Source organism: Exiguobacterium sp. BMC-KP (assembly GCF_001275385.1).
Lineage (GTDB): Bacteria > Bacillota > Bacilli > Exiguobacteriales > Exiguobacteriaceae > Exiguobacterium_A.
Window position 1 is genome coordinate 143,235 of record NZ_LGIW01000011.1, and the last position, 22,100, is coordinate 165,334.

Annotated in this window: 21 protein-coding genes and 2 pseudogenes; 12 read left to right on the plus strand and 11 right to left on the minus strand. The window is 38.5% G+C overall.

The window, feature by feature from the left end; genetic code table 11:
- Positions 1-259: 259 nt before the first annotated feature.
- From ADM98_RS01100 to ADM98_RS01110, 3 genes and pseudogenes are all read left to right on the plus strand, one after another.
- Positions 260-897, plus strand: a pseudogene (locus ADM98_RS01100) (beta-ketoacyl-[acyl-carrier-protein] synthase family protein); the annotation flags it as partial.
- 483 nt (positions 898-1,380) lie between these two features.
- Positions 1,381-1,698, plus strand: coding sequence for a putative quinol monooxygenase (locus ADM98_RS01105; protein ID WP_053451877.1), 318 nt, complete (start codon positions 1,381-1,383; stop codon positions 1,696-1,698).
- Positions 1,699-2,869: 1,171 nt separating this feature from the next.
- The gene (locus ADM98_RS01110; RefSeq protein WP_053451878.1) at positions 2,870-4,438 is read left to right on the plus strand and encodes a sensor domain-containing diguanylate cyclase; all 1,569 of its coding nucleotides are present in this window, start codon (positions 2,870-2,872) and stop codon (positions 4,436-4,438) included.
- A 239-nt stretch (positions 4,439-4,677) separates the two neighbouring features.
- Here ADM98_RS01110 and ADM98_RS01115 read toward each other — a convergent pair whose 3' ends face one another.
- Both ADM98_RS01115 and ADM98_RS17065 read right to left on the minus strand, forming a co-directional pair.
- The gene (locus ADM98_RS01115; RefSeq protein WP_053451879.1) at positions 4,678-5,139 is read right to left on the minus strand and encodes a hypothetical protein; all 462 of its coding nucleotides are present in this window, start codon (positions 5,137-5,139) and stop codon (positions 4,678-4,680) included.
- Between the two features lie 543 nt (positions 5,140-5,682).
- A pseudogene (locus tag ADM98_RS17065) lies at positions 5,683-7,011 on the minus strand (IS3 family transposase).
- Between the two features lie 200 nt (positions 7,012-7,211).
- On the opposite strand from ADM98_RS17065, the gene ADM98_RS17520 reads away from it, so the two are divergent.
- The 3 genes from ADM98_RS17520 to ADM98_RS01140 are packed head-to-tail and all read left to right on the plus strand — an operon-like array spanning position 7,212 to position 9,037.
- Positions 7,212-7,697: an SAR2788 family putative toxin gene (locus tag ADM98_RS17520; protein WP_268760702.1), complete on the plus strand. Its 486-nt coding sequence runs from the start codon at positions 7,212-7,214 to the stop codon at positions 7,695-7,697.
- Between the two features lie 21 nt (positions 7,698-7,718).
- Entirely contained in the window at positions 7,719-8,342 is a 624-nt protein-coding gene (locus ADM98_RS01135; protein ID WP_053451881.1) for a DUF3885 domain-containing protein, read from the plus strand.
- Positions 8,343-8,344: 2 nt separating this feature from the next.
- Positions 8,345-9,037, plus strand: a complete 693-nt coding sequence (locus ADM98_RS01140) for a S8 family peptidase (RefSeq protein WP_053451882.1) — start codon at positions 8,345-8,347, stop codon at positions 9,035-9,037.
- 218 nt (positions 9,038-9,255) lie between these two features.
- Here the strand turns inward: ADM98_RS01140 and ADM98_RS01145 are convergent, their stop codons facing one another.
- Together ADM98_RS01145 and ADM98_RS01150 are read right to left on the minus strand one after the other, a co-directional pair.
- On the minus strand, positions 9,256-10,236 hold the full coding sequence (locus ADM98_RS01145; protein WP_053451883.1) for a DNA/RNA non-specific endonuclease: 981 nt from the start codon (positions 10,234-10,236) through the stop codon (positions 9,256-9,258).
- 237 nt (positions 10,237-10,473) lie between these two features.
- Positions 10,474-10,689: a hypothetical protein gene (locus ADM98_RS01150; RefSeq protein WP_053451884.1), complete on the minus strand. Its 216-nt coding sequence runs from the start codon at positions 10,687-10,689 to the stop codon at positions 10,474-10,476.
- 105 nt (positions 10,690-10,794) lie between these two features.
- On the opposite strand from ADM98_RS01150, the gene ADM98_RS01155 reads away from it, so the two are divergent.
- From ADM98_RS01155 to ADM98_RS01175, 5 genes are all read left to right on the plus strand, one after another.
- The gene (locus ADM98_RS01155) at positions 10,795-11,397 is read left to right on the plus strand and encodes a phospholipase A2 family protein (protein WP_053451885.1); all 603 of its coding nucleotides are present in this window, start codon (positions 10,795-10,797) and stop codon (positions 11,395-11,397) included.
- A 495-nt stretch (positions 11,398-11,892) separates the two neighbouring features.
- The gene (locus ADM98_RS01160) at positions 11,893-12,345 is read left to right on the plus strand and encodes a JAB domain-containing protein (RefSeq protein WP_075643079.1); all 453 of its coding nucleotides are present in this window, start codon (positions 11,893-11,895) and stop codon (positions 12,343-12,345) included.
- A 679-nt stretch (positions 12,346-13,024) separates the two neighbouring features.
- Entirely contained in the window at positions 13,025-13,573 is a 549-nt protein-coding gene (locus tag ADM98_RS01165; protein ID WP_053451886.1) for a hypothetical protein, read from the plus strand.
- 298 nt (positions 13,574-13,871) lie between these two features.
- A complete protein-coding gene (locus ADM98_RS01170; protein ID WP_235504808.1) occupies positions 13,872-14,195 on the plus strand; it encodes a hypothetical protein in 324 nt (107 codons plus the stop codon).
- Positions 14,196-14,198: 3 nt separating this feature from the next.
- Positions 14,199-14,492 carry a type II toxin-antitoxin system RelE family toxin gene (locus ADM98_RS01175; RefSeq protein ID WP_053451888.1) on the plus strand — a complete coding sequence of 98 codons (294 nt, stop codon included), beginning with the start codon at positions 14,199-14,201 and terminating at the stop codon, positions 14,490-14,492.
- A gap of 280 nt (positions 14,493-14,772) precedes the next feature.
- Here ADM98_RS01175 and ADM98_RS01180 read toward each other — a convergent pair whose 3' ends face one another.
- The 3 genes from ADM98_RS01180 to ADM98_RS01190 form a co-directional block, all read right to left on the minus strand.
- Positions 14,773-15,042: a type II toxin-antitoxin system RelE family toxin gene (locus ADM98_RS01180; protein WP_047395636.1), complete on the minus strand. Its 270-nt coding sequence runs from the start codon at positions 15,040-15,042 to the stop codon at positions 14,773-14,775.
- Positions 15,039-15,263 carry a type II toxin-antitoxin system RelB family antitoxin gene (relB, locus tag ADM98_RS01185; protein WP_026829710.1) on the minus strand — a complete coding sequence of 75 codons (225 nt, stop codon included), beginning with the start codon at positions 15,261-15,263 and terminating at the stop codon, positions 15,039-15,041. Before relB ends, ADM98_RS01180 begins: the two co-directional genes overlap by 4 nt.
- A gap of 197 nt (positions 15,264-15,460) precedes the next feature.
- A complete protein-coding gene (locus ADM98_RS01190) occupies positions 15,461-16,603 on the minus strand; it encodes a copper resistance D family protein (protein ID WP_053451889.1) in 1,143 nt (380 codons plus the stop codon).
- Between the two features lie 14 nt (positions 16,604-16,617).
- On the opposite strand from ADM98_RS01190, the gene ADM98_RS01195 reads away from it, so the two are divergent.
- A complete protein-coding gene (locus tag ADM98_RS01195) occupies positions 16,618-17,601 on the plus strand; it encodes a heavy metal translocating P-type ATPase (protein ID WP_082318458.1) in 984 nt (327 codons plus the stop codon).
- Positions 17,602-17,801: 200 nt separating this feature from the next.
- Here the strand turns inward: ADM98_RS01195 and ADM98_RS01200 are convergent, their stop codons facing one another.
- The 4 genes from ADM98_RS01200 to ADM98_RS01215 all read right to left on the minus strand — a co-directional run bounded on the left by ADM98_RS01200 (position 17,802) and on the right by ADM98_RS01215 (position 21,971).
- Positions 17,802-19,931 carry a heavy metal translocating P-type ATPase gene (locus ADM98_RS01200; protein WP_053451891.1) on the minus strand — a complete coding sequence of 710 codons (2,130 nt, stop codon included), beginning with the start codon at positions 19,929-19,931 and terminating at the stop codon, positions 17,802-17,804.
- Complete coding sequence (locus ADM98_RS01205; RefSeq protein WP_053451892.1) at positions 19,924-20,292, minus strand: ArsR/SmtB family transcription factor; 369 nt, start codon at positions 20,290-20,292, stop codon at positions 19,924-19,926. The genes ADM98_RS01200 and ADM98_RS01205 overlap by 8 nt, the downstream gene beginning before the upstream one ends.
- A gap of 200 nt (positions 20,293-20,492) precedes the next feature.
- Positions 20,493-21,068 (minus strand): recombinase family protein, encoded by a 576-nt coding sequence (locus ADM98_RS01210; protein WP_053451893.1) that lies wholly within the window; start codon positions 21,066-21,068, stop codon positions 20,493-20,495.
- Positions 21,069-21,251: 183 nt separating this feature from the next.
- Entirely contained in the window at positions 21,252-21,971 is a 720-nt protein-coding gene (locus tag ADM98_RS01215; RefSeq protein WP_047395615.1) for a peptidoglycan DD-metalloendopeptidase family protein, read from the minus strand.
- Between the last annotated feature and the right edge of the window lie 129 nt (positions 21,972-22,100).

Here is a 22,100-nt window from a genome sequence, read left to right on the forward strand (position 1 = left end):
GACGTCGAAATCATTCGTTTATTATTAATTTTACCGATAATCCAATTAATTTCAGTAGTTTTAATGAAGATAACATTTCTTATCTATACTCGAAAACATCAGCACTACATGTAAAAAAAGAGGGGAAACAACCCTCTTCATGAAGTAGTCCGGAACTTTATGGGTCACCGCTTACTTTTATAACGTTTTTACCCTAATTAGTCTATATAGCTACTAACATCGCTGTAAGGATAGGTCAAGACGCATACTTGTAGATCCTCGAGCACTTTCAGCTGATGCTGCATTCGCTGATGGGATGGAAGCGGGCATCGCGGAATTGCCTATAGCAAAGACAGCATTGTCTACAAAAAATGAATCATCTGCAAAAGAGAGTAGCCCTTTTGACGCGACACGTGATGGCTTTGTGATGTCGGAAGATGCAGGCATCTTGATTCTAGAGTCGTTATCACACGCGAAGCGACGAGGATCGTCCATCTATGCGGAAGTCGTCGGATATGGGGGCAAGTTCAGAGACCTATCGTATAGTGGCGACCCATCCAGAGAGTCAGGGAGCCTACCTCGCCATGAAGCGGCAGGGATCGAGACGAATGACATCGATGTAATCAGTGCCCATGCGACGAATATGATTGTCGGTGATCAGTCCGAGATACGTACGATTAAAAAATTGTTTGAGGAACATGCGAACGCACTCCCGGTGGATCGGAAGCGATCGCGCTTGCGAAATGTTTACAGGAAGGAATCATTTCACCCACGATTAATCTTGAAGTCGATGATCCCATGTGCGACTTGGATTATGTAACAGATGGGGCTCGCTCGATGGAAATGCAGTAATTATTTAACTCGTTCGGATTCGGTAGCCATAACGCAGCGATCGATGTGAAAAAATATATGGAATAAAAATAAGACATCAGATTTAGACAAAGAAGTCAGTAATCAAATCAGTAATCGAATACTTACTGAACAAAGAGTGTAGACATTTCGACATCGAAATATCTACACTCTTTGTTTTTATATGAAAAGTTAGAGGAAATATGTGTTGATAAAAAAGAATTCAGAAACATGCAGTTATCATGAAAGACCTTTTTTAGAATACGTGTTTTTCTTCAGAACGGTCTTATCTTGTGGAATAAGATTTAGGTGTTTTTCATAAATTTCAGTAGTAGACGAAAAAAGTAACGGAAATTATTTTTTCTATAAGTATAGAAGGATTTTGAACATAATTTGAGAATAAGGAGCTTAACTAAAATTTTGATTTGATTGATCATTTTTTTACAAATAATAAACCATGATGTGGAAAAAGAGGTAAAGACCTAAAGACTAATACAAGTATGTAGGGTTCTAAAAGTAAAATAATATCTCGAATCCAAAAGGAGGATATATATGTCTAAGTACTGTTTATTTACTAAGTTCTTTGTATCAGAAAATAAAAGAGAAGAAATGGTTGATATCCTTTTAAATGCCTCTCGATCAATGGAAAAATTAGAGGAATGTGAAATTTATGTTGTAAGTGTTTCTGATGAGGAAGCAAATGTGGTTTATGTATACGAAGTATGGTCGAATGAAACATCCCATAAAGCGTCTTTAAATCTAGCAGTCACTCAAACTTTGATTCAAAAGGCAAAACCTCTTCTTGAAAACGTAGAGAGAGTAAACACGCTGCAAACAAAAGGTGGGAAAGGTCTTTTAATAAACAAATGATCTTTCAATAGATAACTATTAAAAGGTGCGAGATAATTCCTTACAAATATATGATGAATTTTTATAAGCAAAGGAAAGCTTAAAGATACATACTACTTTAAGAAATTTAAAAAGATACATACTACTTTAAGAAATTTAATGTGATGGTTGACTAAAAATATAAAAGGGGAATAGATATCAACTTTGTATCAAATAAATGAATGCTAGAATAAACGTATTAAATTAAATGCAAACCAATAACGTCTCGATTTTTTTCTAAGTCCTAGTATTTGAACAGTTTAATACAACCACCTTAATTGGTTAAAGCTTGCATGAAGATGACTTCCGTTTTGTATCGGAGTCATCTTTTATAGTTCCCATGTTTATCTTTAACATGTATAGCAATGTTTTTAAGTCAGCCACGATCCGATAAAATCGATGATTCCTGTAATAAGTAGAAACGATAAATTCAAAACGAGAGTAATTAATATACCGATAACGGCTTTACTATCATTCGATGAGCTAATTTTCATCATTAATAGGATAGAACAAAAAGTGAGCAGAAAACTGAAGAATACACAAAAATGCATGACGTGGATAGACGAAAAAGTCGAAATGAACAGGACGAATTCATAATTAAAAAACGAATTATAAATAAATAAAAATAAAAAAATAGTTAGAAGATATAAGCCCCATCGTAAGTGTTTCATAGTTCCTCCATTCTAAAGAGATAATCAAAAAAGATATCTCTAATAAGTAAAAAGAGATCTACTTTTAATATGAATACATACTTTAACAATTGAAAAAAATAATTTACAAAAATGACATCGAAAGAAAGTCACAGCAATAATACTAGAGGTCACTATAGTAAAGGAAAAACTAGGAAACGGAGTAGGTGATCTAAGTCAGCTGTGATAAGAAATGAGAGCATCGTTTAAAGGGTTTATGGACCGACGTATATGACGGAATACCTGGTGTTCAAAAAAATGTCCATCGTGTACTTTTATTTTATCAGGAAAATATGTAAAAAGAGTAAATTGTAGGGCGTTTCTACTTAAAATATTTTTTGTCTACGCTTTCACATTTATTATAAATAAAAATATTAAAACATCTTCTAGATGAAGGTACCATTCTTTCTTTTGGTATAATTTATGTAACATTATGGTTATAAAAAAGGAAGGATCTACACTGAATGAAGCTACCGCTTAAGTTTTGGGTCATTACCGTAACAATGGTAACTATGATTGTAGTATTAATCTCTATTTTTGCTACGATTTACTATGTTAACCGACAAACGCTGAAGGAAAATACGATAAACGAAAACTATTCAAATGCTAAGAAGTTAAGTGCTCTAACTAATGATACATTTCTACTAATGGAGCAAACATTACTCGCACATCATGAAACTATCCTATCCAATTGGGATAATTCCCAAAAATTGAACGAACTTACACAAAATTTGAAAAAATCTAATTCTAATTTTAACTCGATTGCAATCATCGATAAAAATGGTATTGGAAAAGCCAATACTCCTGACTTGAAGCTTATGGGAACTAAGGTGGATACGGAAGGTGTACGACTAGGATTGCTATTAAAACGAAATTTTACTTCGAGCCCTTATATCGGGAAAAATCAGAAACTGATGTTAATAGTTTCGACAGCACTCTATAAGGATGGGAAATATTTCGGTATGCTCAATGGATTAGTCTGGTTGCGTGAAAAAAACTTTTTGACTCACCTTCTCGAGGAAACGTACGGCAATGATAAATACGACGTAGCCGTCTACGACTCGACCGGTACTTATATTTACCATAAGAAGCGCAGTTGGATCGGGACAAAGGCACATAAACACCAAGCGACCATTAATCTTGATAAAGGAAGACCTGGTAAAGGAACGATAGTGGCGCAGACAGGGGAACAAGTATTCGCTGGATATACAACAGTTCCTCAAAATGATTGGAGAATCATTTCGATGACACCTGTATCAAAAGCGTTGGCTCCTGCTCAACTGACAGCAATCAAAGCAGCCACTATTGGGTTTCCATTGATTTTGATTTCATTTCTTGTCTTGATTGGATTAATTATCTTTATTACAAAACCGTTGAATCGCCTTTCATTACTCGATTATAAAAAACCGATAGGTGAAATCATACAAGAAACGAGAGGTTTAAACTCCCCCTATCGGGAAGCTGAAAATATTCGAGCTATGATTCTCTCGTTTGCAGAAAACCAACAGGTCATGTTACGAGATTTTGAAGAAATGGCAGTAACAGATCCAATGACGGGTCTTGCAAATCGACGACGATTGAATCAATTGATTCAAATGATACGAGATAACGAAGAGTCTTTTGGTTATGTATTGCTTGATATTGATCGGTTTAAAAGCATCAACGATACGTATGGACACGTGAAGGGAGACCAAGTGTTGATAAAACTCGCTAAACTGATTTCTTCTGTCACTCCCCATTCAGGTTTACCTATTCGAATTGGTGGAGAAGAGTTCGCGATAATTCTTCAAGAAACATCACCTGATGACATTATTGCTTTTTCTGAACATCTGCGTCATTCCGTAGAACAGACAGACTTCTCATTACCGCAACGAATAACGGTCTCCATTGGAGCTGGTTATTTAGGTTCTGACTCTTATGATGTTTCCCATTTCTATAATGATGTGGATCAACAATTATATAAAGCAAAGAGAAAAGGACGTAACCGTGTAGAAACCGTCTTTATTATTGAAGGTAAAAAATACATTTCATAAAAACTAGAAATTTTATGAAAGAATAAAAGATGTCTCCAGCCTCATTTATTAATTAAAAAGTTAACAGAGTATTGTCTAAAATAGGTGTATGCATTTCAATATCGAAATGTATACACCTATTTACAAAAACTCTTATTCCTTAATTTGTTGTCAGCCTAATTATCTCTAAAAAAGAATGCTTTTCACTACGTAATTCATAATTCATAATCTTTTCTAAATTAATTATCTACTTGTTTATCTTACAAAGTAGTGCATTTTTTTAAAACGTATTGAAGGCATCGAAAAACAGCACTGATTGCTAATGGGAAGATGACGATAGTAATCCCTAAAAGGACTACTCCAGGAGCATCGTCTGCCTGACCAATATAAAAGAAGACTGGTAGAATACAGGCGGCTAAAACAGCAATAACGAGGAACGAATTTTTAATAATATTTGACGATGAAGAAATAGAAGACGCTGAGTCAAAGTCCTTTGCAAATGCGTTCAAAATGCGGAAACCATGAAAGATAGAAGTTAACAAAGGTATGAGAGCAATATAAGCAACCATTAACACTACGTATCCTGGTTTCTCAAAAATAACTCCATTTGATAAACCTTTAAACAGTGTAAATGATCCATAAATTGCTAAACCTAGAAGACCAAGAAAAAATGCAAAAAGACATGTTCGTAGTAACAAAATACTTATTTTTGGAGGATTCATTTTAGCATTCCTACTTTCCATATGATTCTTCAATAAAAGTAAAGTGTACGATTAAATAGAAAATATTACTTTAGACTTCAGACTGATTTCACATAAGTAATAATAAAATAGTGATAAATAATATCAGATAAAATTCTATTTAAAATAGGTTAAACCAGCAAGAACAAGATGATTTTGATTTCTATATTACGTAGCGGTGATCGAAAAATCACTCACGAAAGTTGATTATCAAAAATGACCACGAATACTAAATTCCTAGTTTCTTTTTTACTTTGTATTTCACGCATAATATTTTGGATCCTTCTAGTTTATATAGTAGCTTTATTTCTACAGTTTATTAATCAAATTAAATTCTTATAAAGTGTATTGTTTACATCTATTTTTATCCTATATGCGTTCATGCATTGGTTTTCGTTTAAATTTAAAGGAACTGCTATTTGGCATTATCTAGTATTTCAAGGATCCCTGATTTTCATAGCTGCTTTCTTACTGCTGAACTGAACCCTACAGTTTGGACAGTTTAATAAAAGTACCCTTAACGTTTTAAGCTGCTATGAGATGGCTTCGGTATTGTACCGGAGTCATCTTTTGTAGTTTCCATTGTCTTCGTTCGCTATTGTAATAATCAATGTAAGCATCGACCATGGCACAGACCTCATCGAGGTCAGATGCTAATTTATAATCGACATAATCTTTCAAGTGCCCAAAGAACGATTCCATTGGGGCATTATCCAGGCAGTTTCCTCTACGAGACATGGATTGAAGCATTCCCATCTCACGGATGCGTGTTAGATAAGCAGGATGCGTATAATGGAATCCTTGATCGGAATGTATCATGGCTTCCGGGTGTACATTCCCTTGAAGTCGTTCTGCGAGTTTATTCGTTGTATGAAGGACGAGTTCCATATGGAGGCTTTTAGATACATGATGTGCCATAATTTCACGTGTAGCGATATCCTTCACACAAGAAAGATAAACAGTTTGGCCAGATCCAATACGGAGATAAGTGTTGTCTGTGACGAATACTTTACCAGGCTCCTGCTGATTGAACCGACGGTTCAAGTGATTTGGTACAGTCTTATGTTCATATGTCGCTTTAGCGATTTTACGGTAGGCGTTCTGCCTACGGATTTTCGTCACGATTCCAAACTTCCTCATGATACGCAAAATACGTTTATGATTCATCGGCCCCCCGATAAGATCAAGCATCTCCATGTAAAGACCACGATAGCCGATTTTTCCCTTATGACGATCATGAACATATTTCAGAAGGAGGTAGTCCGCATAGTCGCGTTCTTCCCGAAGGGAAACACTATCTGTACGTGCGAGCCAGGCGTAATAAACGCTGCGGCTCACTTCAGCGAGCATACATAGATCCGTCACGAACCGACTCGACGATTGTTTTCGTAAGACAATATTGATTGCCTGATAGCGTTCAGATGCTGTTAGTTTCGGTACTTCGCCTCTCTTTCGAGAGCTTCTAGCTTTTTTAGTAATTCATTCTCCGCTGTGAGGTACTTGATTCGTGCTTCAGCTCTCGCAAGTCGTCGTTCGACGGAATCATCTTTTTTCGGTCGACCTCCAAGATTAGATTTTCCATGTCTCTCATTCAAGAGTCCTTTTTCTCCATAAATGCGATATGTCTTCCGCCACCGTTTCAGCGCTTCGTTCGGCGTTTGCTTACCGATCATGTCCAGGTCAAAGCCGCTTTTCCTCAAAGATTTGTATTGGTCGCTTACCAGCTAAATTCTCACGTACAACGTGAATCTTAAATTCTCCTTTGTATTGAATCGTACGATCTGATACAGAGGCTACGTGAAGATTCGCTTCAAGTTGTCTGATTTGATCTGGATTGAAGGTGCGTCTGTTCATGAATAGTTCTCCCGTCTAAATTGAATAGGTACAGTATATCGATATCTTTAAACACAAAAAACCCCGAATGGGGTCTTTTATCAAGTGTCCACCATTCAGGGTTCAGTTCAAAAAGACGATCTGAGAAGTATTTCGTATAATCTTATTTGACATGTTTTTTTATAATAGTGAGCGAAACAAGTATGTAAAAAAATAGTGAAATACAAGAAGAAAACGAGAGCATTGACGTAGATTTTGAAGTATTTCTGACTTACATTGAGGATGAGGATTTCGGTGGAAAACTCGTCAATCGAAAGACAAATGAAGAATATTCATTTGATACGAAGGTTGCAAATTCTTCTGCAGTACCTTTGATAGTAGTAGCAGTACAAATTGCTAGGTATGGTGTCACGTGGGCCATAAAGAAATATGGTGACGATGTCGTAAAAGCTGTGCTTAAGTCTTCCGCACATGAGGCAGCTAAAGATATTAAAAAATCATTATTGGATGATGATGGAGTTATAATCAAATTGTTTACGCAGAAGATAAAAGGATCGCAAACAAAAAAAGATCCTAAATCAGGTTGGAGTATTTCTAGAGATGTCGGTAAAGATAATGCTCATGGTGGAAGCTACTGGAAGTTGATGAACAAGGCAGGTAAGCGTATCGCCACATTAGATAAGAGCGGGAAAGTATTAAGAAAATAAAAGTGATAAAGGAGAATTTAAATGAAACTAGAACGATATTTACAAACAGAGTTTCAGAATGTAACTTTATTTGAAGATTCTTTTGTCGGAAAAGAATTATCAATACGCCTTGAGTTAGAAAAAAATCTCTACCAACTGAAAGACGGTTCGGATGACATCAATTTTGATTACTTTCATAGCGTCTATGAAAAATCAATTGCCTTATTTGAAGATATTTTTCGAGAAGAAGAGCAATTTTATTTAGTGACACATGTCAGGAGTGAGTTAAATTTTGCTCAAAAGACGGCTACAAAAGTATTTCATCATTTGAAGCATAAAAATGATAAATATAAGATGGAATATAAAAAAAAGGTGATTAACGAAGAAGAAAAAATTATCCAATATGCGGTTCTCTTACCAAGCAAAGATGCTCTAGATTACAGGATGTTAATCAAAGCTATTTGTAATCAAGATTTTAAAGACCTACAACCTAGGCTCCGTCATAAATATACGTACTATCCCGAAGTATTTTTTGTGAACGTAGATCGAAACATTATATTGAATATTTTCGATGATCGAGGTTGCTTCGTTCTTTTTAGTGATGAAGATGAATTGAATGGTTTTAGAAATGTCTACAAAGATAATATCTTTGATGATACTTATTGAAAATGCAAAAAATAGGCATTATCTTGTGTGGTTCAATTTTAATTGCTCTAGTCATTATTTTGATGATAAATACCATCAGTAAAGACAAAACTATTGATGAAAATCCTTTGACGGAAAAGCAAATCATAGGCTGGGGTTCGAATTATATTGGGTACGACACTGCAGTAAGAAAGAAAAAAATTAAAGTTGCTATATTAGATAGCGGAATTAATAGAGAACACGAAGATCTTCAAAATAAAGTGGTTAAGTCATTTAACGCTGTCAATAAGACTAAACCAACTCAAGATGATTTTGGTCATGGAACAAACGTCGCCGGAATCATTACAGCAAATGATAATGATGTCGGTATAGTTGGAATTTCTCAAAATGTTGAGATATATGACGTCAAAGTTTTGGATTCACAAGGTGTGGGCGAGGTTAAAGATGTAATTGAAGGACTTCGATGGGCATTAAGCAATAACGTAGACATCGTCAATATCAGTTTTGGCTTCATAAAAGATTATCCGGAATTAAAGGAAATGATTAATATACTGTTGTCTGAGCATAAAATCGTTATTGCTTCAGCAGGAAATATAAAAATCTCAGACGGACGCGAAGTCGAGCAGGAGGTTGAAGGTGTCGTCAATATCTTAGCAATTGGAGAGCGGACACGGGAGCGTGTCTATCTGGATGCTGTAAAAAGAAAAGATAAATGATGAATAGCTTTGTGGCATGAATGAAGGAGGTAGGTATTTTAGCTACCTTCTTTTTTTATGTGCTGTATTTGTCCATCAGTGACGATTATTAATACTGGTGTTTTCAATATGATTTTTCGACATCGCATCAATTCCATCGTTTATGAGAACGGAAAAAGGCAGCGACGAGTATCTCGTCACTGCTTCAGTATATTTTGCTATTCGATTGGATGGGAGATTTATTCTCCGACCATGCCGTCATGGTCGTTGTCCCGCATATATTGATACAGCCAGTGCTTCTCCGTGATTGGCATCGCGTAGCCGGCATCTTTCGCTTCCTGGATTGTCACCTGACCATTGCCGTCGGTATCGACGCGCGAGACGTCTTCGGTCTTTGCGGTATCTGGAGTCGACTTCGCTGTCGCTTCTGTTTTCGTCTTCTTTTTCTTCGTCAGACCGAGTGCAGCATTCGTCTCGTCCGGATTGCCGTTCTTGAACCGGTCGACGACAGTGTTTCCACGGACCGTATAGGTATACTGATATGCGGACGGAATCATCGTCGATGTATCCGGATAGGTGATCTGCGCTTCGAAGTTCGTCGCGCCACCCGCCTTGCGGATGACGTCCTCCATGTACGCCTGGTCCCCATGACGATTCAGTGTACTGTCCTGCGGAGTGATGTTGTAGGCGTTCGAGACGCCACCGAGCGAATCGGCAATGATATGTCCTTCATCAAGATCCGGACGTTCGACTCCAGGCACTTTCGCCTCGTCCGAGTAGTAGCGTCCGTCACGCGTGACGTCTTCCGTCTCATCATTCTGGAGTGTAATCTTCTTCGCGATGACGCGGACCAGCTGTCCGTGCTCATTCGTGAACGCCCAGTACTTCCGGTCACCGAATCCAATGTCGACGACAACGTTCGCCTGACGACTACCGGAAAGATCTCCTCCGTCGACCGTAATTTTCTTATATCCTGTGAAAGAATCTTTTGCAGTTGGTGTTTTTGATTCCGTTGATGCCTTCGTATCCTTTGACTGCTTGACTGTACGAGTATCCGCCTTTTTTTCAGGATGTTGATCGGCGTCCTTCGTCGCATCGGTCTTTTGTGTAGGCGTGTCTTCCTGCTGCGTCGCTTGCTCTGTAGGCGAGGTCGTTTCCGTATCCGTGCATCCTGTCATCAATAGGACGGCGAGTGGAATCGTTATATATGAAAAATGCATGGTATATTTGCTCCTTCGAAAAAATCTAATTAATGAAAATAAATCCATATTTTTATAGGGATATCTAGAAAAATATGACTAGAAAAGATTTGTATAAAATTTTAGGAATGTAGAAATAAAAATAGAAAATTCGTATTACAGTAAAAAAGACTCCGGTAAAGAAATTCGGAGTCTTAAAATCTAATGTTAGAAATGCTCTTAAATAAGTTCTCATAATGAGAATTTTTAAGATTAATATTAAGAATTGTATCCGATTACTAAAGTGAAAAGCATAAGAACTAGAGAAGAAATAAGCAATATTAATGAAATTACAGTAACAAAAGTTAACATCATTTTAGAAACTTGATCTTTTTTCTTCCAAATAGCAATAAGTAATATAACGCTAATAATCGGTATTATCGCCATCAATGAGAGAGGAAGAAAACGTTCTTTAAGTAAATATAAAAAATCCATATGAAAAAACTCCTTTTTTTATCTTTTCTGAAAAATTGTTTTTTCTCCTTTTTTGTTATATAGTACTAATTGTAAAATGGTTTTTATTACTAAAGGAGGAATAAAATGTTTAATTTTTTCAAAAAAGGTTTTTTGTTATTTGCTGTCCTGTTCATCTTCACTATTACAACACAAAGTGTTGGAGCATCTAGTCCATTGATTTTTGATGAACCAGAAGAAAGTACGGATTCATCTGAATTGTTAAAAGACTTAGATCAAGAAACGCTTGATTTGTTTAAAGAAATGGATAAGTATACGGTGACAGATGAGAAAGGATATTCAACTATCGATGTAGCAGCTGCTGAAGCAAACGGTGTTTCGGAAGAATTTCTAGCTGTTATGCGTATGACTAATGAAATTAGCGCCTCGGAAAACAAAACAGTTTCCCCAGGAACAATTACTACATATGCTTTTGATTTACCAATCGGTAACTACGGTAAATACTGTGGTAAAGGAAACAAAGGCGGCACTGCTATTGATGACCTAGACAGAGCTTGTAAGGCGCATGATGCATGCTTCCTTGGTATGTTCAATGTTTCTGAAAAGAATAAAAAATGTAACATTGCTTTTGTCTCGAAATTACTTCCAATTGTCCAAAAAACATCGATTACTTCATATAAAGGTATTTATGCACGAGGAGCACTTAAGATTTTCTCGAAAAATACCTAATACAGATATTTTGAAGAAACGATTTAATCGTTTCTTCTTTTTTTATTCCTAAATTAATCATACAAGTTCAAAAAACATCAATATGTTTTTTATAAAAAGGTAAACGCAGGAATATCCTTACTCTCTCATTTAAATCCTTTTATGTAAAGGATTTAACTATAATGAAATAATTCAGAAATCTTATTGAAATAACTATTTTTATGTATACTCTTTTCTTACATATCTGGTTTGTAACAATTTATTTATCACTATAGCCATCATTTCAAAGGTATGGAACAGAGCGTTACCGCTCTGTCTGATGGAAAGGGACCGCAAGCCGTCCTGTTTCCGTACTCTAGCTCGCTCCTCGTTGGCGCAAGGGTAATCAAAAAAAGCCGCTGCCGTTCCTTGTCTTCCTCCGCGTTTTGGCTCAAAGCACGCTTTTCGCTCGCTGCGTTCCCGTCAACAGGACGGCATCGTGTCGGACTGCATCCCACTCGCGAAAGGAGCTTTTCTATGAAACTGACTACACTCGTTGAAATCACTCGTATCCGCCAAGAGGTCCGGGAGCCAGACGTCGCACTCGAGACAACGCACATCACGTCACCCGAGGACGCGTTCTGTGTCGCGAGACGTTTTATCCAGGACGATGACCGTGAAGTGTTCCTTGTCATCCTGCTCAATACGAAGAACCGCGTCATTGCCGTCCATCGGGCACACGTTGGTAGCATCAACTCGAGCGTCGTCCACCCTAGAGAAATTTTCAAGTCCGCCATCCTCAACAATGCGACATCGCTCATCGTCAGCCACCAGCATCCGAGCGGTGACCAGCATCCATCACGGGAAGACATCGAGGTGACCGAACGGCTCGTCGAGGTCGGACGCATCGTCGGCATCCAGCTCCTCGACCACATCATCGTCGGTGCCGGAGAAGAATACGTCAGTTTGAAGGCACAAGGTGTTTTGTAAAGGGACGATAGAGCGTAGACAGGACGGGACAATCCCGTCCTGTCCATGCGCGAGGGCATGGACGAAAAACGACGTCGTTTTTCTTTTGAGAGAGCGCAAGCGAGTAAGGAATGGATTCGTCCCGAATCCAAGTGCATTGAAAGACCCGCAGTGGACGGATCCACTGCGGGTAAGAAAGTACATCTGGTCTTTTCTATATAGAAGGGTGTGATGAAGGATGCAGTAGTGAGACAGTATTGAAGTGTACGAAGGTTCGAGGAAAGATAGATGATTGAAGTGAATCGATCCTCCTATAAATAAGTAGCGATCTTCTTTCTACTGGATGTACAGCATGAGGAGAATCTTCGGGCTCATTCGTGAGGCTGTAGGCTGCACGCAGCAACATCCGCATCGCACCGCTGCCCTCCTGCCGAATCGATAACGAGAGCTGCGACTCGCTTGCGCGAGGCATCTCTACGTTCCTGTTCCTTGCGACGAAGGACACGGAGCGTTAGAAGCATGATTAAAATAAATTACCATAATCATATATATATAAAGACTCTAATAACGTAAATTGGATTTAAATGATAGTTATTGACTATTTTAAAAAAGTATTGTTAAATTATTTCAGTCTAGAAATTGGGATTTTTATTTGAATTTCTTTTCTTAACATTAATTAGGTAGGATGGGAGATTAGTAAGTGGAACAAAAATTTAAGAAGTATGTCATACTTCCGATCATTGTTGTCTTTATTTTCTTTATCGGATCACTCTTTGGAACGTATAGTGCACAGACTGAAATCGAGGATGGTGCTCTCTATAGTGATGAGTTGCGTGAGAAAAATAACGCACTTAAAAAAGAGAATACAGACATATTAGATTTAGTGAAACAACGTGATGCCATTAAAGAAGATTATGAAAAAACTAAAGACAAGAATAAGTCACTCGAAGAAAAAATAAGTAAAAAAGAAGAGGTTCTTAGTGACTTAACTTTTGAAGTCATCTATGCAAAGCGTAAGCCCATTACACTGAGCCCTGGTCAATATATCATCGGTGATGATGTGCCAGTCAATCGATACCGTGTTGAAAGTATTGGAGAAGGGTCGAATTTTACAGTTAATTCGATAGATGGAGACTTGAAAGTGAACACGATTCTCGGTGTGGATGGAGTAAACTCTTATACATTCTTTGGTGAAGATGGCGATGTATTAGAGACGCAAGCAGATGTAAAATTAAAGATCATTGAATAATCTTTTGATTACGAATTAACAAATACTCAAAAGTAGCAATTGAACTTATAGTAGAAACAATCAACTGGTGTTTGTATTGTAAACGTATATTCAACGTAATTCAGATTGTTGTATTTAAATAAAATAGCGTCTAACAAGCAATAGGGAACTCGGTAAATGAGAACCCTATTGTTTTTTGGGGTTTTGTTCTAAAAAGATGGGTTAGCTATAGGTAGTATAAAAATCAAAAGGAGTGTTTAAAAGTCTTTTAAAAGACTTTTAAAAGGTGTATACTAAAGAAAAATAAGAGGAGGGCATAATGATGGGAATGCGAATACTTGATATTCCAACCACTTCTATATCTGACGTGAAACGGTCTCCGATGGAAGCTTTCCAAAAAGCAGATCGTGAAGCGGCCGGCGTATATGTTTTTAACCGTGAAAAAGTTGCGGGCGTCATGTTGACACAACAGCAATACGAATCACTCAATAAAGAAATTGAAGAATTGTACAGTCGACTAGATGATTTGACTGTTGAGATGCGACTATCTAATAAAAATGTCCGCACTTATACTGATTCAGAAGTCCGTGGAGAACAGGTAACTCACCCTACGACTATTGATGAAATGGATGGGTGGGAGTGATCATTGTATCAACTTGAGTGGACGCAGTATTCGAAAGAAGATTACGATAACCTCGATGGTAGTCAAAAGATATTCGTAGACAAAGCATTGAACCGTATCATTTCTATAGGAATGGCGGCAGGACAGCCACTCAGTGGAAATTTGTCGCATTGCAATAAGTTAAAAAATAGAAAAATGGGATTACGCGTTGTTTTTAGAGAAGTAGAGGGTAAACTCCAGATCATTCAAATTGTAGCGATCGGTAAACGGGATAAAGATGAAATTTATAAAATGGCTGAACAACGATTAGATGGATAATTGAAAAAGGATCAACGTTCAGATACTCGATGGTATCTATACGTTGATCCTTTTTGTCGCACTTTTTGAAAAGTATGACCGAAGTTATTTATCTTTTTTATGCATAAAAGGACTATTTAAAAATACATTGATAAAAAGATGCGTTTATAGACTTTGATATTGAAATCGATCCATTCGATTCAACTATGTGAAAAAATAATCATTTTTGTATACATAACGGTCGTTTTAAAAACAAAAAAAGAAAACTCACATATTTCCTCAGATGTGAGTTCTACCTGTCTTATTTATAGATATCACGACGATGCCCGATCTCGAGAATCAAAATCACGACTTTTTCATCTTGAATGTCAGCAATCAGACGATAATCACCGATGCGATACCGCCATTCACCCGAGCGATTCGAGACGAGTCCTTTACCATGACGACGCGGATCATCCGTCCCGACCAGATTCTTCTTGATCCAGGACATGATGATCCGCGCTTGTTGAGGATCCATCTTCTTGAGAGACTTTTGAGCTCCGCGCTCAAACTCTACCGTAAATGCTGTCATTCTAAATCAAGTTCCTTCATCATATCGTCGAAAGAGATCGCTTCTGATTTTTTACGGTGTGCTGCCATCGAATCATGATAGAGTTGTAAATCGATTTCGTCTTCGATGCGGTCGAGGACGGCATCGCGAACGAGTGTAGAAATCGTGATGTTTTTTGCCTTCGCATATTCTTTGATGAGTCGTGTATCCTGGTCATCCAGACGTACGGAAATGGTACTCATGATTATCAGCTCCTTTGTAATACATTGTAATACATATTCCGGTAGTAGTCTAGAAATGGCACCGATTTAAAATAGGATTGAACCTGTTATAACTAGTATGAAAATGATGAATAAGTATGAAAAAAGAAAGACTGCTGTATCGCATGCCTTTCTTTTTGTATAAGACGTCGCACACGCTGAAATGCTCATGTGGAGGATCATAAATACACGGAAATACTATACAACGCTGCGAAAAATAATGAGATCGAGACGCCTAATCCAAGATAGAGGGTCTTGATGGAGTCTTGGGTTGATCGGATGACGTACACCAACAATCCCACGAAAAGGAGGCTGATTGCCATCAAGAAGAGGGATATCATGGTCGGCTCGAACCGGATATCAGAATAGGTGAAACGCAAGCTAGGGAAAAGAAACCCTGACAGTGGACCAGCCCCGCTGGATTGAAGAGTATCCTTGATCGAGTGAGGGGGTTCCTGTTGACCGAGCCACGCAGTCGCTGTGAAGAGAAGCAGGATCAAGATACCTTCCATGCGCATCCGCATCCGTCGGACTTCAAACGATCGTTCAGGAGACGCGTAACTCCACTTCCCGTTCATGATACCGATGATCAGCACGGGTAGAATCAGGACGTGTTTCCAGAGTAAGGCTTGTCCATACGGTAAAATCCAGGAATCGGAATACTCCTCTACCTGCACGACGACAGACATCAGATAGATGCCGGAACCGACGATCAGTAAGAAACATAGCGTCACGAGTGGTTTGAACCATTCGAGGAAGATGCCCCAGTTACGGTCTGATGGACTCCAAAAGCCGAGTATGAGCAATCCACCGGTCCAGATGAAGACGGCGAGTGCGTGAATAGAATGTACGAGCATGCCTTCTGCCCCTTTGATGCTAGAGGCGTGCCCGGACCACGCGAACGTAACGACCATCGCCATAACAAGGAATACCCCTAGTTTTATACGTCCAGGACTGAGTGATGCACGATTGATGACGATGAGAAGGAGTACACTCCAGAGAGCCATCAGAATCCAAGCGTTCCCTGCCTCGAATGTAAGTAACACGGATCGCAGTGTTATCCAAAAACCGATCTCTTCATATAAATACAGTACGATTCGTAAGACGGACAGGGAAAAGGATAACAGCATCAGCACGATGAGCATGCGAACCCAGCGGATTGAAAGCGATACGTCAGGTCGGTAAGAACGAGGGATGAGCTGGACGGAAAAGAAACCGATCAACAGCGCAAGACAACCGTAGAGGAGCGTATCGCCGATCAGATAGAGCGCGGTCATCGCTTCCGCCCCTTCCCGATAAATCAGATCAGCTCGTCCAAACATTCACCGTTTCCGGGATGGACTGTAGTAGCTGTGCTAAGACGATCGAACAACACTTTCAAAAGATGCAAAATGTCCAGACCGTCACAGTTTCGTTTGCCCGTGGGGAGATGGAAATCGACCATCAGCTGGATGCTCGACAAGTCCAAAGCGAGCTGAACAAGATCGGTTTCGATGGATACGTCAAGGGAAAGAAAACGTCCGAGGCACCGGTCCGGTCGTTCGAGGGGATCTCCTTGATCCTGTCCGGGATTTTGATTGGTCTGGGATTGCTCATCCAAACGAGCGGAGTAGCGTATCTTCCGAATGTTTTGTACGGTATCGCCTTGATCCTCAGTGGGGGGAGAGTTTTCCGGAGTGCCTATTATGCCGTCCGTGCCCGCTCACTCGACATGAAAGTATTGATGAGCGTAGCAGCCATCGGTGCCGCATGTATCGGGGAGTGGCTCGAGGGAGCGACCGTCGTCTTCCTCTTTGCCATCGGCAATTTGCTTCAGAATCGCTCCCTTGCGCGGACGCGCAATTCCATTCAGAAACTGATCGAACTGTCTCCGAAGGAAGCCTTCGTGCTGACGGACGGGGACGTTAGACGTAAACCGGTGGAAGCGGTGCGAGTCGGAGAAATCCTCCGGATTCGACCAGGTGATCAGGTTGCACTGGACGGCACGATCCTGAACGGGACGACGACCATCAATCAAGCACCGATCACGGGCGAATCGATTCCTGTCGATAAGAAGGAAGGCGATCACGTATTTGCCGGAACGCTCAACATGGATCGTTCGTTCGACATGATCGTCGAGAAGACGTATCAAGATACGACGCTTGCGCACATCATTGAACTGGTCGAGGAAGCGCAGGATAATAAAGCACCGAGTGAAGCGTTCATCGATCGTTTCGCGAAAGTGTATACACCGTTCGTCTTCCTAGGTGCATTGTTGCTGATGATCGTCCCACCTTTACTCCAACTTGGTAGTTGGGGAGAGTGGTTCTATAAGGGGTAGCGTCAGGAAAATGCGGATTTACAATGCTAAGGAAATTCCCATACTAAAAAGCCAAATTTCTCAACATCAATTGAGAAATTTGGCTTTTTCCGTTGCTCAGTTAAAGCGTCCTTTAGTTGTATATTTCCTGTTAATATCCCTTTTGAAGCATAACATTGTTTTCAATGATCGCACCCGATAGTTGACGCCCATTTTAGAACCTATTCTTTGATTTTCAATAAGCGTAAACTGTTTAATGTTACAAGTAAAGTTGCTCCCATATCAGCAAATATAGCTATCCAAAGTGTTAACCAACCGGGCATGACCAAAAGTAATGCCACTAATTTAATCGCCAAAGAGAAGGTAATGTTTTGCTTGATGATTGCTAAAGCCTTACGGCTTAATTTTATTGTATATGGCAATTTACTCAAATCATCAGACATTAAGGCGATGTCAGCCGTTTCTAAAGCTGTATCAGTTCCAGCACCACCCATTGCTACACCAACGGTAGATGCCGCAAGGGCTGGAGCATCATTCACGCCATCTCCGACCATCCCCACACTTTGATGTTTTTCTCGAAGTTCTTTAATAAAATTAAGCTTATCTTCTGGAAGTAAGTCAGCTTTAATATCCGAAACACCAACTTGTTTTCCGATGGCTGTTGCCGTTCTTTGGTTATCGCCTGTTAGCATCACTGTTTCGATTCCCATATTGTTCAACTTGCCGATAACTTCTTTAGACGATTCCCTCATTTCATCGGCTACGGCAATAAACGAAAGAATTTCTTTTTCTGTTCCTAACACCATCACCGTTTTACCTTGAGTTTGCATATCGGCAATTTTTTCTTTCCTATCGCTTGAAATGCTTCCGTGTAATTCCTCAAAAAGATTTGGACTTCCCACATAATACATTTCATTATTTATTTTGGCTTTAACGCCTTTACCTGTAATGGATTGAAAATCCTCTACTGTTACTTCGTTGAATTTTAATCCATTTTCTTCTGCTTTTCGCATAATCGCTGAAGCAAGAGGGTGCTGTGATCCTTTTTCAATGGCTGCTGTTATGGTCATTAATTCATTTTCATTTCTACCATATGTCACAATGTCTGTTACAGCAGGAATCCCTTTGGTTAATGTTCCTGTTTTATCAAAGGCTATCGCTTTTAATTGTCCTGCTTCTTCTAAATGGATACCACCTTTAATTAAAACACCATTTTTCGCTGCATTTCCTATTGCTGTAACCACAGCAACTGGAGTTGAGACTACTAAGGCACAAGGACAACCAACCACTAATACAGCTAAGCCTTGATAAATCCATTGGCTCCAGTCTCCGCCAAATAATGGTGGAACTACCGCAATTAAAAGAGCTAGTATGACAATAGCTGGTGTATAGTATTTTGCAAATTTATCGACAAACGCTTGAGAAGGGGCCCGTTCTGCTTGGGCTTCTTCTACCAAGTGAATGATTTTTGAAAGAGTAGTATCTTCAACTCGTTTTGTTACTTTAACCTCAAGTAACCCTTCTTCATTCAAGGTTCCTGCAAATACTTCATCATTTGTGGTTTTCGTTACTGGAACACTTTCACCTGTAATCGCAGCCTGATTTAATGTCGATGTACCTTTAACCACTATTCCATCCATTGCTAACTTTTGACCGGGCTTAACAATCATGATGTCTCCAACTTGAATATCATCAACATGAATCATCATTTCTTCATTGCCTCGTCGAATTAACGCTTCTTTTGGGGCAATATCCATTAAAGATTCAATAGATTGACGTGCTTTATCCATTGAATAACGCTCTAATGCTTCACTAATCGCAAATAGGATAACAACGGTTGCCCCTTCACCCCATTCACCAATGAATGCAGCTCCTATAATTGCAATAGTCATAAGCGTATTCATATCGAAATTTAATCTGCTTAGATTTTTGAGACCTTTAATGAATAACGAATATCCACCGATTAAAATGGACGCTGCATAACCAATTGTCGGTAGAACATGCTCTTCACCATACTGCTCTCCTAAGAACCAGCTAACTACAAGTAAAAGAGCTGATATATATACCTTAATGTTTTCTTTCTGCTTCCAAAAAGGTTCTCGTTCTACCCTTTGTTCTTTTTCATCTCGAATTTTTAAATTTTCAAATGCTCCTGCTTTTTCTAATTCTTCAATGGTTGTCGTCCCTTTAACATAAACTTTAGATGCTCCGAAATTTACTTTCGCATCCTGAACACCGGAAAGTTCTTTAACATTATTTTCAAAAATGGCTGCACAGTTAGTACAAGTAAATCCTTGAACACGATAGGCTTTCATTTCTTCTTCAGACAGTTTTGCTTTCCCACTAGACATTGATCTTCACCTCTTTCTTATGTGCCAATGCAATTATCATAATTTGTCTGATATGCTCATCATCTAATGAATAAAATGCAAGTTTTCCCTCTTTTCGAAACTTAACAATCCCTTGCTTATGGAGCGTTCGCAGGTGATGAGAGGCATTTGCAACCGTAACACCTATAATATTTGCTATATCACACACACACAGTTCGTCATCTTGACATAAAGCATAGGTAATTTTTGCTCTATTTTCATCTGCAATAGCTTTTAACATTTGGGCAACACTAGAAATATCTACTGTCTGTAAATTACCTTGTATTCGATTGACCTTTTCTTCGTCATAACAATAAATTTCACAAGTATCTTTCTTAATCACATTCTCACCCCAATATCATTCAAGTGTTTATTTGAATATAGTATAACCATTTTTAATAATTCATTCAAGTGTTTATTTGAATGAGTAAAAAAATTCATAAAAAAAGAATTGGAGTACCCAATTCTAATAACAAAATAACCAAACTGCATAAGACTTTAAGTACATAACATTATCTGGCCAATTAATGGAATAGGACTGAACTATTTGTTCTCTTCCGATAGCTTTCTATATAATGAAGCCCTAGACACATTTGTAATTTCACAAATTTGATTTACAGTCATATTTCCTTCTTTATATAGCTTTACTGCATAATTCATTCCCGCATGATTTTTATGATATTTCTTTATCCGACCTTTAAACTTTCCTTCTTTCTTAGCCAGCTCAATCCCTTCACGTTGACGCATACGGATAAGATCTCTCTCTAACTGGTTAACACCAGCCATTACTGTAATTAAGAATTGGCTGTATGGATTATCCTCTGATAAATCTAGCCATGTATCCTTAAGTGATTTTAAGCTGGCTTTTTTCCTTCGTATGTAATCGATCAATTCAAATAAATCTTGTGTACTACGAGTAATTCGAGTTAAATCTGTAACATAAATGGTGTCACCATCTTGTAAGTCCTCTAACATTTTTTGAAGTTGCTCACGTTCCTTCGTTGCCCCAGAAACTTTTTCTTCGTATATAATATCCATTCCGAATTCGCTTAGCTGCTGAAATTGTCTTGAAGGGTTTTGACTAGTTGAACTGACACGTACATAACTAATTTTCCGCAAAATATCACCTCACTTTTGAGACAAGTCTTATGAGACGCTAGATCACAGCAATCCACTTCAAAATAAATGACTTGATGAAGTCACTTCAGATCATAGAAAAACCCTCATTTCGACGTCGAAATGAGGGTTTTTCTATGATCTGAAAAGATGCTGTCTTAGGACATCCTCTCTTCTTTTTTTAGGTTACAAATAGTTCAATGGGTTGACACTATTCGCTGCAGAATAACTGCTGTATTTATAACTGTTTTTATGAATCTCAAAGTGTAAATGATTTCCGAACGAGTTTCCTGTATTCCCAACTGTTCCAATCTTCATACCTTTAGAGACTGTCTGACCACTTTTTACCGAAAGACTATTCATATGAGCATAAACGGTTACGTATTTTTGATTCTTTAGACTATGTGAAATCATAACGTGTTTACCATATGCACCGCTGTTTTTAGAGGTAGTGACTTTTCCACTCGCAGAAGCATAGACAGGTGTGCCTTTTGTTGCAGCTAGATCAACGCCATTATGGAATGTATAACCGTAAGCGCCATTAGATTTTCCGTATCCTTGGGTCAGCCTCCCTTTAGTAGGAGAAGCAAAAAGAGACTCATTATACGTCATTTTTTTTGCAACGTGGCTCTTATATTTTTTTAGGTAAGAACTATAGATATACCGTGTGTTCCCTTTGTAAAGTACTTTTGTCCAAGCTCCTTTTTTTCCTAAATAAGAAAAAGTCTGACCAGTGTTAGTCACGCCGACTATATTGTAATTGAGAGAAGGACCAGTCCGAACACGGAGATCGTCTGTCTTTACTTTTACTTTATATGCACTACTTGCTTCAACTTTTGGGCTATGCATTGAAAAAGTTGTTGTGAGTAAGACGCTAGAAGCGATAAGTATTACCTTGTTTTTCATTAGTTGTACTCCTTTAAAGATAAAGATACGGTGACAAACGATTTGTTAAAAGGAGTATAGCATCACTATATTACAAAAAAGTGTATCAAATTCATTTCAAAAATTGATACGAGATTTAATCAAAAAATG